General features: G+C 59.5%; 12 protein-coding genes, 1 pseudogene and 1 riboswitch. Of the genes and pseudogenes, 7 read left to right on the top strand and 6 right to left on the bottom strand.

Going from position 1 to position 14,355, the window contains the following annotated elements; genetic code table 11:
• Positions 1–13 precede the first annotated feature (13 nt).
• The 7 genes and pseudogenes from ABGT65_RS12925 (at position 14) to ABGT65_RS12895 (ending at position 7,926) form a co-directional block, all read left to right on the top strand.
• On the top strand, positions 14–1,021 hold the full coding sequence (locus ABGT65_RS12925; RefSeq protein WP_346702740.1) for a DUF6528 family protein: 1,008 nt from the start codon (positions 14–16) through the stop codon (positions 1,019–1,021).
• 33 nt (positions 1,022–1,054) lie between these two features.
• The gene (locus ABGT65_RS12920; RefSeq protein WP_346702738.1) at positions 1,055–1,933 is read left to right on the top strand and encodes a sugar phosphate isomerase/epimerase family protein; all 879 of its coding nucleotides are present in this window, start codon (positions 1,055–1,057) and stop codon (positions 1,931–1,933) included.
• Between the two features lie 12 nt (positions 1,934–1,945).
• Entirely contained in the window at positions 1,946–3,424 is a 1,479-nt protein-coding gene (locus ABGT65_RS12915; protein WP_346702737.1) for an FISUMP domain-containing protein, read from the top strand.
• A gap of 128 nt (positions 3,425–3,552) precedes the next feature.
• Positions 3,553–5,757 carry an alpha-galactosidase gene (locus ABGT65_RS12910; RefSeq protein ID WP_346703098.1) on the top strand — a complete coding sequence of 735 codons (2,205 nt, stop codon included), beginning with the start codon at positions 3,553–3,555 and terminating at the stop codon, positions 5,755–5,757.
• A gap of 111 nt (positions 5,758–5,868) precedes the next feature.
• Positions 5,869–6,138, top strand: a complete 270-nt coding sequence (locus ABGT65_RS12905; protein WP_346702735.1) for a hypothetical protein — start codon at positions 5,869–5,871, stop codon at positions 6,136–6,138.
• Positions 6,081–6,413, top strand: a pseudogene (locus tag ABGT65_RS12900) (glycosyl hydrolase); the annotation flags it as partial. The gene ABGT65_RS12905 and the pseudogene ABGT65_RS12900, both read left to right, overlap by 58 nt.
• A 705-nt stretch (positions 6,414–7,118) precedes the next feature.
• Positions 7,119–7,316: riboswitch (cobalamin riboswitch) on the top strand.
• 241 nt (positions 7,317–7,557) lie between these two features.
• Complete coding sequence (locus ABGT65_RS12895) at positions 7,558–7,926, top strand: hypothetical protein (RefSeq protein WP_346702733.1); 369 nt, start codon at positions 7,558–7,560, stop codon at positions 7,924–7,926.
• A gap of 277 nt (positions 7,927–8,203) precedes the next feature.
• On the opposite strand, the gene ABGT65_RS12890 is transcribed toward ABGT65_RS12895, so the two are convergent.
• From ABGT65_RS12890 to ABGT65_RS12865, 6 genes are all read right to left on the bottom strand, one after another.
• On the bottom strand, positions 8,204–9,184 hold the full coding sequence (locus ABGT65_RS12890) for a DUF362 domain-containing protein (protein WP_346702731.1): 981 nt from the start codon (positions 9,182–9,184) through the stop codon (positions 8,204–8,206).
• Between the two features lie 2 nt (positions 9,185–9,186).
• Positions 9,187–9,693, bottom strand: coding sequence for an ECF transporter S component (locus ABGT65_RS12885; protein ID WP_346702729.1), 507 nt, complete (start codon positions 9,691–9,693; stop codon positions 9,187–9,189).
• Positions 9,694–9,757: 64 nt separating this feature from the next.
• Positions 9,758–10,225: a DUF1893 domain-containing protein gene (locus ABGT65_RS12880; protein WP_346702727.1), complete on the bottom strand. Its 468-nt coding sequence runs from the start codon at positions 10,223–10,225 to the stop codon at positions 9,758–9,760.
• 217 nt (positions 10,226–10,442) lie between these two features.
• Positions 10,443–11,213 (bottom strand): S1/P1 nuclease, encoded by a 771-nt coding sequence (locus ABGT65_RS12875; RefSeq protein ID WP_346702726.1) that lies wholly within the window; start codon positions 11,211–11,213, stop codon positions 10,443–10,445.
• Positions 11,214–11,245: 32 nt separating this feature from the next.
• Positions 11,246–13,009, bottom strand: coding sequence for a transcription termination factor Rho (gene rho, locus ABGT65_RS12870; RefSeq protein ID WP_346702724.1), 1,764 nt, complete (start codon positions 13,007–13,009; stop codon positions 11,246–11,248).
• Between the two features lie 374 nt (positions 13,010–13,383).
• Complete coding sequence (locus ABGT65_RS12865) at positions 13,384–14,280, bottom strand: helix-turn-helix domain-containing protein (protein ID WP_346702722.1); 897 nt, start codon at positions 14,278–14,280, stop codon at positions 13,384–13,386.
• Positions 14,281–14,355: the final 75 nt, after the last annotated feature.

Raw genomic sequence — 14,355 nt, 5'->3', positions numbered from 1 at the left:
AACAGACGACACCATGAAACAGATACACGGAATCATCCGGCTTTTGGCCGGCATCATGATGGCAACCCTTCTCTGTGCGGGCTGCGAAAAGGAAAATCGGTCGATCATCCCGCTTCCGGAACTGGATCCGCCTGCCTCGCAGGGTAACAAGGTCATCGCGCTGGTTGAGCAAACCCAGAATCAGGTGGCCCTCGTGGATGCCATATCGGGAGAGACCCTGTGGCAGTGGACTCCGGCAGATTCGGACCTGACGCTCGAAGAGCAGGCGTGGTTCAACCTCCCGGATGAGGTGAAGCCGATCTACAACTGCGAATACCTGCTCATCACGGCCACGCGCGGCGGTGTGGCGATCATCCGTATCGAAGACAAACGGGTGATGTTCTACGCCTGCCCCAAGGGCCAGCCACACTCGGCGGAGTTGCTGCCCGACGGGAACGTCGTGGTAGCCTCCTCGACCGACGGAACCGCCGACGGCGACAAGCTACGGCTCTACGAGGTGGATTTCGAAAAACGTTTCGCCTCGGCTCCCGTGGCGACCTACCCGTTGCCCTTCGGGCACAACGCCGTGTGGGACCGCACGAATGAGTTGCTGTGGGCCACGGCCGACAACGTGCTGAACACTTACTCCTACGTGCAGTCGGACGGGAAACCGGCCCTGGTGCTCCAGGGCTCCTATCCGCTGCCCGAAGGCCAGAACGGAGCCCACGAGCTCTTCCCGGTCTACGGGCTCAACCAGCTGTGGCTTACAACGCTGGGAGCGGTCTACAAGTTCAATGTGGCGACGAAGGAGTTTCAGCGCTTCAATGCCAGTACAACGGTTAATATCAAGTGCATCTCGTCGGGGCCTGCCGGCTACGCGACCATCATGCTCTACCCGACCGAAAGCTACTGGTCGGACAAGTTGATCGACACCGGCGGCCGCAGCGTCTACCAGAAGGACGGATACCAGATCTACAAGGGACGCTGGCTGCTCAAGAATACCTTCAGTTATCCGGAAGACCACCCGGCTCCTCAAATCTGACGCACCATGAGATCCATCGCAAAAAGAACAGGAATGCTTCTCCTGACAGCCATGCTGCTCGGAGGATGCCGGTCGGAACGGCAGCGGGTGTATGACGCCTACTGCAGTTGGCCGATGGGGTTGTCGGTTTCACTGACCATGCCCGAGGAACAACTCCGCGAGGTCCGCGAGGCGGGATTCGACTACGTGGAGGTGACACTCAACTCCCTGCGGACGAAATCCCGCGAAGAGTGTTCGGCAGCCCTCGAACGCTTCCGCGCTGATGCTGAGCGGGTCGGGCTGACCATCTGGTCGGTACACCTGCCTTTCGGCCGGGCCTGGGATATCTCCTCACCGAACGACTCCGTCCGCACGGCCGTCGTTGACCGGATCGCCTGGTTCATTGAGGCCGTACAACCGTTGCAACCCCGGAAAATGATCCTGCACCCGAGTGCCGAACCGATTGCCGACTCGCTGCGGGGACTCCACATCGAGCACAGCATCCACTCGATCAATACGCTGGCAACCGTAGCGGCCCGGTATGAAGCCCAACTTCTCGTGGAGGACCTGCCGCGCACCTGTCTCTGCAACACCTCCGGGGAGATGCTTTCGATTTTCGAGCGGCTGGACCCGGCGGTGGGCGTATGTTTCGACACGAACCATCTGCTGCGGGAGACCCCCGAAGCCTTCGCCCGGGCCCTGGGCGGGAGAATCGCCAGTCTGCACGTCTCGGACTACGACGCCGTGGATGAAAAGCACTGGCTCATGGGCCGCGGCACGATCGACTGGCCGAGTCTGGTCACAGCGCTGGCCGATATCGGCTACGAGGGCGTATTCCTCTTCGAAGTGGGCGGTTACGACTCGTTCCGGGAGGTTGCCGGGAGCTGGGATGAACTGAAACGACAACTTGCAAGCGAAAACAACGACAACTAAAAAACAACTACCATGAAACGATTCATACAACGAACGACCGGATTGCTGGCCGGACTCCTGCTGGTCGTATCGTGCCAGAACGACGAACTGGAAGTCCCCGGCCAGCCCGATTTCATCGTTGTGGGGCTCGAATACCCCTACACGATCCAGATGGGAGACTCCTTCGAGCTTTCGGTTCCCGAGGAGCCTGGCGCGGAGAGCTATTTCTGGCAACTTCCCGAGATGCTCAACGTCCTCGAAGGTGAGAACACCTCGCGGCTGTTGGTGTCGGGACTGGCCGAAGGGGTGATCCCCGCCGGAGTCATCACCGTCACGGCTATCAATGACGCGGGCAACAGCACGCCTCGAACCCTGTGGAAAGAGATCACCATCACGGGACTTCCGCCGCGTCCTGCCTACGTCCAGACCTCGATCACGGGATCGCTGACCGTCGATATGGACGAGGAGTTCTCGGTCTACGTCCCGGACGACGAGACGATCGCTACCTATACGTGGAGCGTTCCCGAAGCGCTGACGATCGTCGACGGCGGCGAAACCTCGCGGGTGATCGTCAAGGCCAATCGCAAATCGGTGAACATTCCGGCCAATGCCATTTCGGTCACGACGGTCAGCAAGACCGGACTTCAGGAGACTCATCACTTCGAGAAGATGATCGTCGTGCTGCCGATCGACGAGTACCACACGGCCAAGCGCTACGGCTCGAAGACCTGGATGACCGTGAACCTCAACTACGCCGGTGAGGACGGCACGGTGGGCCGCACGGCTCCGGACGACCCCGACGGTTCGAAGTACGGGCGTTACTACACCTGGGAGGAGGCCATGACGGGGCTCTCGGCCGGCGAGAATCCCTATACCTACGGAGCAACCGGCACCGACGACATGGGCAACTCCTATACGCTCAATGACGGTGTGACCTCCTACAACGTCCAGATCCGCGGCATCTGCCCCGAGGGGTGGCACATCCCCAACGCCTATGATTTCTACGATCTGGCGGTCGGTGTGGCGAACGACTACGGATTGCGCAAGAACTCCATCGAGGAGGTCGTAAGCGCCGTGTCGGGAATCTACCTGCCCGACAACCGGGAGACGAAACCGATGGCGCCCATGAACCTGATAGACTACGGATTCATCTCCTCCTACCTGCGCGGCAGCCGTCCGGAGGCGGAAGGCGGTATGTGGAAGGCAAGCAGCGCCGCCGTTGACAACGGCACGATGTTCAACCTGACGAAAGCCAGCGGAAAATTCCCGGCCGGAAAATACCCGATGTATTTCCCGGAGGAGATCGAGCGGATCGGCTTCAACATCCTCCCGTGCGGCAAATATACGGGCGATACGTTCGGCAATTTCGGAGCTTACTCGTTCCATTGGACCGCTACGGTGACAAGCAGCAACAAACACTACCGCATCACGATCGGCAACAACTCCTGCAACTTCTCGACCTACGCCGAAACAGGATCGTCGAACAACGTACGCTGCGTCGCCAACTATTGATTTTTTTCAATCGCTCCGACGGGCCGCATGTTGCGGAAAGGGTTCTGCGATGTGCGGCCCGAACGAAAATATTCAGACTCATGAACGGCAAAAAGAAAATGCTTCTGCTGCTAGCTCTGCTGGCCGAAATGGTTTCGACAGCGACTCCAGTTGTTTCAGATGAAGAAGCACCCCGAACGATCGACATCCATACCAACGGACTTTCGCTGGTCTTCGCAGCCGCACCGGGCAGCGTGCTCACGCAATGCCACTTCGGAGCACGGATCGACAACCCCGCCCCACTGGCGGTTTCCGGCCCTGGAATCCCGGCCTATCCGACGGCCGAAGGTTTCGATTTCAGGAATCCGGCCCTGCGTGTCACGCACGCCGATGGCGACCCGAATACCGAACTGCGCTACGTTTCGCACACTTCGAAACAGCTTGCCGACGGGAATGTCTCGGAAACGGCAATCCGGCTCAGCGACCGCTGTCAGGCACTCGATGTCGAACTCTTCTTCACGGCCTATGCCCGGGAGAATGTTATCACCACCCACGCCTTGATCCACAACCGGGAAAAGGGAGCAGTCGAACTCCGTGACTTCTACTCCTCGGCGCTTTCGTTCCGGGCCGGGAAGTACCTGCTGACCCACCTCTACGGAGCCTGGGCCCGTGAGGCGCAAGTCGAACACTCGCTGCTGGATCACGGATCGAAAAGCATCGAGTCGTCGCGCGGCGTACGGACCACCCACACCGAACAACCCGCTTTCCTGCTGTCGCTCGACAGCGACTCCTTCAGCGAGGAGTACGGCGAGGTCATCGCCGGAGCCCTGGCCTGGAGCGGCAACTTCCGGCTGAACTTCGAGGTGGACGAATCCGACCGTTTGACCGTACTGGCCGGAGCCAACCCCGCCGGTTCGGAGTACACGCTCCGGCCGGGCGAGACGTTCCGCACCCCGGAGATGATCTACACCTACTCGGACCAGGGTGCGGGCGGCGCCTCGCGCAACCTCCACGACTGGGCCCGCCGCTACGGCGTCTACCACAACACCCATACGGTGCCGACGCTGCTGAACAGTTGGGAGGGGGCCTATTTCGATTTCGACTTCAAGACCCTGGCGGGGATGATCGACGATGCGGCTGCGATGGGGCTGGAGATGTTTGTCCTCGACGACGGATGGTTCGGCAACAAATATCCGCGCAACAGCTCCGGAGCCGGGCTGGGCGACTGGCAGGTCAACGTCCGCAAACTCCCCGAAGGGATCGACAGCATCGCCTCCTATGCCCATGCCCGGGGGCTGAAGTTCGGGATCTGGATCGAGCCCGAGATGGTCAATCCGAAGAGCGAACTGGCCGAACGCCACCCCGACTGGATCGTCCGGATGCCCGGGCGCGAGGCGCCGCTGAGCCGGAACCAATGGTTGCTCGACTTGACGAATCCCGCCGTGCAGGATTTCGTCTTCGGGGTCTTCGACCAAACGATGCAACTCTCCAAAAAGATCGACTACATCAAATGGGACGCCAACCGCAACGCCTGCAACGCCGGTTCGGCCTACCTCCCGGCCGCCGAACAGAGTCGCTTCTGGTTCGATTACACCCAGGGGTTTTACCGCGTGTTAGAGCGTATCCGGGCCAAATACCCCGATGTTCTGATCCAGGCCTGTGCTTCGGGTGGCGGACGGGTCGAGTACGGAGCCCTGCGCTATTTCGACGAGGTGTGGACCAGCGACAACACCGAAGCGCTCTCCCGGGCTCGGATTCAGTACGGTACGAGCCTCTTCTATCCGGCCTCGGTCATGGGCGCGCACGTTTCGGCGGTTCCTAACCACCAGACCGGTAACCGTACACCGTTGAAGTTCCGTTTCGACATGGCATGCGCCGGACGTCTCGGCATGGAGCTGCAGCCGCAGCAGATGGATGACGGGGAGAAGGAGTTCGCCCGGAAGGCAATCGCCTCCTACAAGGACTACCGGGAGATCGTTCTGCAAGGGGACCTCTACCGGATCGGAACACCCTACGACCGTTCGGGCTGCTACGCCGTGCTGTACGTCTCGAAAGACAAACAACGGGCCGTTCTCTTCACCTACTGTCTGCAATATCAAGGGCGGAGCCTGCGGCCGAAATTCCGGCTTCGCGGTCTCGACCCGCAGACGACATACCGGATCCGCGAACTGAATGTCGAAAAGCCCCGGTTCGGATTCGACGGCAGAACGTTCAGCGGATCGCTGCTGGCCGAAGCGGGCATTGAACCGGCTCTGTCGAAACTCTACGACAGCGGAGTTTTCCTGCTCGAAGCCGTCGACCCGGAAAAACCGGGTCAAACCGCTCCGACGGGCACAATGTCCGGACTCCGCTGATAACCGATGCTGCATCCCGGCCATTTGCCGTTCCCGATTCTGGGTGAAGGGCAAAACCGCTCCGCAGCTACTCATGCAGTCTATTCATCAACGTTTTAAATCCATTCAACCATGAAGAAACTGCTGCTTATCGCCGGCCTGCTGCTGTCGGCCGCCTGTTCGGATTCCCGGACAGGCATGATCCACACGCCAACCCCGCCCCGGCCGGCCGGGCAGAGCGACATGCTCCGATTTGCCGCCGAACCCATCCCCACGGTCCGCGTGGCATTCATAGGACTGGGGATGCGCTGGCCGGTGAAGCCATCGATCCGGAAGCCGCCAAGGATCACGAAAACCTCAATGCCCACAGTTTCCTGCCCAAAGAGGTGTTCAATGCCATGATGGAGCGCTACAAGCATCCCATTGTCCGCGACATCGAAGAGAAAGCCAAGCAGGTGGGTGGACACGGCGGCATGGATTTCATCATGGATTATCGTCTGATCTACTGTCTGCGCAACGGCTTGCCGCTGGACATGGATGTCTACGATCTGGCCGAATGGTGCTGCCTGATTCCGCTGTCGGAGATTTCGCTCGACAACGGCTCTGTCCCGGTCGAGATTCCCGACTTTACGCGCGGCGGATGGAACCGTTACGATCAAGTGGAGTTCGCCTTGTGATCCGGCAAGGACTTTGGCGGGTTATTCATGTGCCTTCTTTGGTAGTGAAACCAAAAGCGGTTGATATTTGAATTTTATCAAGGGCCTGAATAATTATTCAGGCCCTTGACTTGTAGAGATTTTTCCGTTATTGCCGGTCAAGGACAAATACCACTTCGTAAAGTTTTTAGAATGTTATTCAGAGAGACTCCGATGGTTATTGAGACTAGTTTTTTGATGTCCGACAAGATTTCGATCGAGTTTAAGTATATAGGGATATTGGAACATTGAGTAAAAGAAAATTAATTGGATATTTGCGAGATGCTGCTATGCAGTATTTTATGAATAAATCATCGTCTGGCAGATACCTCATCGCTGTTTTTTTGCTGATAAAAGAGTCATAGGCATGTAGAGAGATAGGCTGATTATTCTGAATTCATATTTTTTCTTTATTTAGCCATCCTCGTTTGGTAACAGTTTATCTTTGCGTCAGAAAGGAAAGGTCTACTTGTTCTTTAATTTCGCGGCATCTTGAAGATCCGCTTGATGGCCAGGTTGTATTTCTGCTCGGAGATGGACGGCAGCAGCTTATTGCCGATACGGAATTGCCGAGGAATGTGCAAATCGGACTTTTCGGACGGGTCCGTCAAACCTCCTCTAGGGCTCTGGGAGGCCGATCGGGTGATATTTTCCGACCTGGGGGTTTGTTTTTCGGGGATTAAGCGTTATCTTTGCCCCGGATTTGGTTTCCAACTCCCCATGCGGGGAGGGGAATGAAAAGGGAATCGGGTGCAAGTCCCGAACAGTCCCGCTGCTGTGAAACTCCGCAGACGTTCCGAATATCTCGGCCACTGATTCTTCGGGATCGGGAAGGCTTCGGAACGGGAGCCAGTCAGAAGACCTGCCAAGTCGATTCGATACCGTCGTGCCTCGGGGGATGGGCATCCGGTTCGGGCCTGAATGAACCTTTGGAAATGAGAGACGATGCCGGTTTTCGGGGTCGCAGGGTGCCGATTATGGATTTTTCGGAACTTTCGTGCGAAGCCGGGCCGGTAAATGGATAACCCGGAAAGATTGGGCGGAGGAGTGGTGCCGCAGCCGCTGCACGGACCTCGATTCGCCGTCTGAGGAGCCCCTGCCCGCCTTTCCACAAAAACAGAAAACGATGAATATTCTTTTATATGGAGTTCCGGCCGAAATTGCCGACCGCATTGCCGGGCGTTATTCCCTGAAACTGACTTCGACGCTGGTTGCTCCCGGGGAGCAGGCGGGCCTGCAGTTGATTCCGCCGATGAGTTCGCCGCGTCAGTTGCTGGCCTTCTACAATGCGATGCTGGTTCGCGAATCGGAGATCGACGCGGTGATCGTCTGTGATACCGTGTCGTGCGATGCGGTCAGTACGGTGCAGTACTGTTCGCCGCAGGGCAAGTTTTTCACCGTGAGCGGAGCGGACGGCGACGAGGCGTTGGAGTACGCCATTTCCCGGATCGTGGAGACCAAACTGGGTCGGGTCTGCGCCCACGAGGGTATCTGATTCCGGTGCACGGTCCTTTCCTGAAAACTCCGGACCGTCATCTACGAAGAATGCGCTGCGGGAGCAATCCCGCAGCGCATTCTTTTCGGCTGCCGCCCGGCTGACGCGCCAGATATGCCAGCCTCACTGTCCCGTGGACACGTCGCCCGGCTGACGCGTCAGATACGCCCAACCTGTTGCCTGGTGGGCACGGCGGGCACATGGGATACCCCTTCCGGCGGATACGGGAGACCCTCCAGCCTTGCCGCCGCCCGGCGGATACGGCGGGCCGCCTCCCCTACTTGTCCAGATCGACCAGCTCGTATTGCTGCGATCCGATACCAAGTGCTTCGGCGTGTTCGAGCGTGTGGATGCCGTGGCGCGACTCCATGCGTTCGATCAGATGGACCTTGCCTTCGTCGGGCGAGGCGTAAACCAGGTCCACGCACGCCTTGTCCAGCGCCACGGGGTCGAGCGATGCGAGGATGCCGATATCGCCCATGCGGGGAGGTTCGGGATGGGCGTCGCAGTCGCAGTCGACCGAGAGGTTGTTCATCACGCTGATGTAGAGAATCCGGTCTCCGCAGTGGTCGACGATGGCTTTGGCGGCCTCGGCCATCGATTCGAGGAAGTCGTCCTGCGGAGGCAGGTCACCCCAGACCTTGCTGACGTCGGTGGTTTTGCCTGCGGAGTGTATCCAGGCCTTTCCGGCCGAGGAGGCGATTCCGATGGAGATGTTCTTGATGGCGCCGCCGAATCCGCCCATCGCGTGCCCCTTGAAATGGGAGAGCACGACGGTGAAGTCGTACTCCGGGAAGTGCGAACCCACAATGTCGCAGTCAAGGTGCCGACCTCCCTCGACGGGCAGGCGCACCTCCCCCTCGGCATCCATGATGTCGACCGGGGCGATGGCCGTAAACCCGTGGTCTGCGGCGGCTTTCAGGTGGTCGGCCGTTGCGGTGCGGCCGCCGCCGTATGCGGTGTTGCACTCGACGATCGTGCCGTCGATCGAACGGACGAATTCGCCGATCAGTGCGGGCTGGAGGAAGTTGTGGCCTCCGGGTTCTCCGGTCGAGAGTTTCACGGCGACCTTTTTGCCGACGGCTTTCCTTCCGAGGGCCTCATAGACGGCCTTCAGGCCCGCGGGTGAGATATTGCGGGTCATGTAGACCTTGGCGGGTGCGGTTTCGGCACTTGTCTTTTCGGGATTTGCCGCGCAACCGGAGCCGGCGGTTGCAACCTGTACGAGTAGCGTAAGCATGGTAATCTTGCCGAACATGGTTATTTGAGGTGTTTGATGAGGAGATATCCCCCGATGATTTGCAGGAGCATCCCGGGGATTCCGATGCGGAAATCCTGCAAGGCGGCGGCGAGGCTTCCGGAGAGAGCCCATTCGACGGCCGATCCGAAGAGTTGGTAGAAGAGCACCACGCCGAGGAGGAGCATCAGCGAGACGCTGCGGAAGCGGCGGGCGGTGAATCCTGCGGCAGCGGCCAGCAGGATGGATTTCGTGAGGATGGCCGGGAGCACAGCGGCTGCGGGCATGGCGAAGAGCGCCGAGTTGATGAGAGGCGATGCCACGGCAGTCAGCAGCCCGACTTTCCAACCGTACTTGTAGGCGGCGACGAGTGTGAAGAAGTAGATCGGCAGGAGCATCGGGCCGCCGGCCGGCACGAGGTGGCACAATTGCGGCAGGGCGATGTTCCCGGCGATGAAGAGGGCTGCAACCCCATAGGTTCTGGTCTGCTTGTATTTCAGAGAATAAAGTGAAACAGAGTTTGTTACCATATTTATATCAATTAAAGATTTAAGTCGGTTCGGCCGAATGGAACAGTCTCTTCCCTCCGGTTTTTCATGTTGTCTTTTCATTCCGCAGTCCCGATTGCCGGGCCTTCATCCGGCGAACGAACTCCCCGATGCGGGGCAGGCACTCCTCCGGAGTCCGGGCATCGGCACAGAGACTCTCCACGGGGCAGATTCCGTCACCGGCACGGTTGATGATGTTCTGAACGAGACGTTCGTACTCCACGGGGATTCCGGCCCCGTCGAGCAGTTCGAGGGCCGGGCGGCTCAGCACCCGGGCATAGATGCCCCGCACGCCTCCGGCCGCCATCAGCGCCGCGGCGCCCTTCCCGACGACCTTGTCGGCGATGAAGCCTCCGCGCAGCAGCGCGGGCTCCTCGTGCAGCAGCTGCCATAGGTCGCTCACACCCCGCTGGTGGAACGACCGCATCGTCTCACCGTTGCGGATGACGCACGAACACCCCTCGGCAAGGAGGTGTTCGACGGCCTGTCGATCGGGATTTGTCTCTGCAGTCATCGCTATTCCGTTTGTGTGGCTGGACTTTGTCCGGATTGTCGATACAAAGATAGCCCGAAAACGGGAATTTACGCACAGCCAAATTACGGATTTTATTACCGATTTTCCGGTTGGATGAAAAAAATCCCGCCGGACTTTCGGAGCGGCGGGGATTTTTTGTTTCGGGCGTGTTCCGGGCTGTTCCGGGCTGTTTCAGACTGTTCCGGTGCGGGGGCGTTTATCGGTAGATTCCGTTCAGCAGATGCGCCAGCCGAAGCCCGGCCCGCAGCAGCTGCCGTTCGACAACCGGCGTAAATTGCGCCACATAGTCGTAGGAGATCGCCGTTCCCTCGGGTGTGGCACCGTAAACCTCGGTGCAGATTGCATGGGTCTCCCGGGCCCAGTCGGCGGGTGTTCCGGCCGTGATCTCCTGCTGTTCGGCCTTCGACACCCGGTCGATCTGTTGCTGCCACTCCGTGTGGCTCCAACGGTGCCCGGCTTCCGGCAGGTCCGTATCCCAGACCGAATGGAGGTTCGTTTTGCGGCCGAAGAAGCGCACCTCACGTCGGTTGCCGCCCAGATCGCTCAACCTCCCCAGGTGCATCGGACAGTGCATGTCGCCGACCAGGTGGATCAGCATCCTGAGGTTCACGGCCTCCTCTTCGGGGGTCAGCCCGCCTGCGCGGAGCCGGTCGGCAATCTCCGTGACGGCCTTCAGCACATCTCCTTCCGGGATGCGCCGCGCCTCGTCGAAGGTTTGCCCTTCGTCGACATTCAGATAGTGCCACGTCTTTGTCGAGGCGTATTCGGGCGTGTGGCTGGCGTTGTCCATCCAGTTCGACCAGTAGACCGGCGACTGTCCGTCCAGAATCCGGTGGACGGCTTTTGCCGCTTTTTTGGTGAGGTGGTTTTCGGCAATGGCGGCCGTGACGTCATGTCCCTTCTGTCCCCAACCGAAAGCCGTACTGGAGATAACCAACCACAAGCCCAACAGAATCAGCCTTTTCATACGGTGTATTCTTCTTCTGCCCGCTATCCCGGTCAGTGGTTCATCGTGGCGAGGAACTCCTCGTTCGTTTCCGTAAGCCCCATCTGCTTCTGGAGGAACTCCATGGCTTCGACGGGTGTCATGTCCGAGAGGTATTTGCGCAGCACCCACGTGCGGTTCATCACGTCGCGGGGCAGCAGCAGGTCTTCGCGGCGCGTGCCCGATGCGATGACATCGACGGCCGGGTAGACGCGTTTGTTGGCCAGCTTGCGGTCCAGTTGCAGCTCCATGTTGCCCGTACCCTTGAACTCCTCGAAGATCACCTCGTCCATCTTCGACCCGGTGTCGATCAGGGCCGTGGCGATGATCGTCAGCGAACCCTTCTCCTCGGTGTTGCGTGCGGCGCCGAAGAAACGTTTGGGTTTGTGCAGGGCGTTGGCGTCGACACCTCCCGAGAGGACCTTGCCCGAGGCCGGCTGCACGGAGTTGTAGGCGCGGGCCAGGCGGGTGATCGAATCGAGGAAGATCACGACGTCGTGGCCACATTCGACCATGCGCTTGGCCTTTTCAAGGACCATTTCTGCAACCTTCACGTGGCGCGAGGCCTGTTCGTCGAAGGTCGAGGCGACGACTTCGGCCTTGACGTTGCGGGCCATTTCGGTCACCTCCTCGGGGCGTTCGTCGATCAGCAGCACGATCATGTAGACCTCCGGGTGGTTGTCCGCGATGGCGTTGGCGATCGACTGCAGCAGCATCGTCTTACCCGTCTTGGGCTGTGCGACGATCAGGGCGCGCTGGCCCTTCCCGATCGGCGAGAAGAGGTCGACGATGCGTGTCGACATGTTGTTGTGCCCGTTTCCCGTGAGGCAGAACTTCTCGCTCGGGAAGAGCGGCGTCATGTATTCGAACTGCACGCGGTCGCGGATGTATTCGGGTTTCAGACCGTTGATCTCGTTCACGCGCACCAGCGGGAAGTATTTTTCACCCTCCTTCGGGGGGCGGATGGCCCCGTTGACCGTATCGCCGGGTTTCAGTCCGAAGAGCTTGATCTGCGAGGGCGAGACGTAGACGTCGTCCGGGGAATTGAGGTAGTTGTAGTCTGCCGAGCGCAGGAATCCGTAGCCGTCGGGCATGATCTCCAGGACGCCTTCGCCCTCGATCTCCCCCGCGAAGTCGTCCTTCGTGATGACCTCCTCCTCGACGGGACGGACGTTTTGCTCGTTCTGCGGTGCCGCCTCGCCGGAAGCCGTCTGCGGGGCCTTGTCGGCCTGCGGCGGATTCTGTTGCGATTTGGGCTTGCGGCCCCGGCGCTTGGGCTCGGCTTTCACCTCCTCCGCGGCGGGGGCGTGGTCGGCAATCCCGGTGGAATCCGAAGCCGGAGTCTGCTCCGGACGCGTTGCGGGCTCCATCGGGAGTTCGGGATCGACGGCTGCGGCTTTCCGGCGGCCTCTCGGGCCCTTTTCCTGCTGCCGGGGGGCTTCCCCGGTCTCCGGTGCCTCTCCCGCGCGATCTTCGGGGGCTCGATTGTCTGCGGCATTCTCGGTTTTCGCCAGACGGGGGCGCCGTCCGCGTTTGCCTTTCGGCGCCTCTTCGGCAGCCGGGGTTTCCGCCGTTTTCGCCGTTTCCGCCGTCGCCGGGGCCTCCGTCGATGCCGTTTCGGCTGCAGCAGCCGTTTCCGCCGGGGATTCCGCAGCCGTACCTGCGATTTTTTCTATCAGTTCGCGCTTTTTCACCATCACGTTCCTGATGCCGATAGCCTTTGCTATTTCGCGCAATTCGGCAAGAGTTTTACCTTCGAGCGCTTTCAGATCTTGCATATATGTTCCGTTCAATGAGATTTTTTGAAACCGAACGGTCGTCCGGTCGTTGGAATTCGCTTGCAAAGATAGTGCATTATTTTGAATTACAAAATAAAATGGCTGGGACGACGCCCTTCCGGGCAATAAATTGTCCGGATCGATCAACAAAATACCTAAATGTGGTGATTGTACGATTGCCGTTTTTCCCCGACCTTTGTCTCAACAACAATGAACCGGGAATTCAGCCATCGCATTGTTTGTATTGTTAATGTTTGTGTGTGGAAAACCCTTCCGTTTGCCGGAAGGGTTTTTTGTGTTTGGGGGCGCTTCGCCGCGCTGTGGCGGATTGGGACGGTCCGGGTGGCGGATTTTCCCCCCCCCTCCTGCCGCGGTCAGTGGACCGAACGGTATTCGTTGGGCGAGCATCCTACGACCTTCTTGAACAGACGGGTGAAGTGCTGCGGATAGCGGAATCCGAGTCCGTAGGCGACTTCGCTGATCGAACGCCCGGGTTCGAAGATGCGCTCCTTGGCGATCTCGATCACCTTCAACTGGATGTACTCCTGGGCCGATTTCCCGGTCTCCTTCTTGACCAGATCCCCGAAATAGTTGGCCGAGAGGTGGAGTTGCTCGGCGCACCAGCGGACCGTCGGAACCCCGTCGCGCTGGGGCCTGTCGTCCGCGAAGTAGTCGTTGAGCAGGCGTTCGAATCCCGTCAGGACGTCGCGGTTGACATGCCCGCGGGTGATGAACTGCCGTTCGTAGAAGCGCGTGCAGTAGTTGAGCAGCAGCTCGATGTTCGAAACGATGAGCGTGCGGCTGTGCTTGTCGATGGCGTGCTGCAGCTCCGAGCGGATGTTGCGCAGGCAGTCGAGCACCACGCCGCGCTCCTGTTCGGAGAGGTGCAGGGCCTCGTTGACCTCGTAGGAGAAGAACGTATAGGCGGACATGTTGCGTCCGAGCGAGGTGCCGCGTAGCAGGTCGGGATGGAAGAGCAGCGCCCAGCCTTTGGGCTGGTAGGTCTGGCCGTTGTTCTCGTATCCGATGACCTGCCCGGGTGCGAGGAAGACGAGCGTCCCCTCCTGATAGTCGTAGTAGTTGCGGCCGTAGCGGAGGTCGCCGCACTTCACCTCCTTGAGATAGATCGTGTAGAATCCGTAGACTTCGCGCTGGTAGCGGGCGGCCCCGCACGTCGAGAAGTCGATGACGTTTACCAACGGATGCAGGGTCTCGACGCCCCGCGATTCGTTGTACTGGTAGATGTGGTCGAATTTGACGATCTGTTCCATGGTCGGATCTTTTGGTCGGTTCAAATATACGTAAAAATTCCCGGGTTCGGATGGTGCGGAGCCCCGAACGGTGAT

Source organism: uncultured Alistipes sp., from assembly GCF_963931675.1.
Taxonomy (GTDB): domain Bacteria; phylum Bacteroidota; class Bacteroidia; order Bacteroidales; family Rikenellaceae; genus Alistipes.
This window is presented reverse-complemented; position numbering and strand designations above follow the sequence as displayed.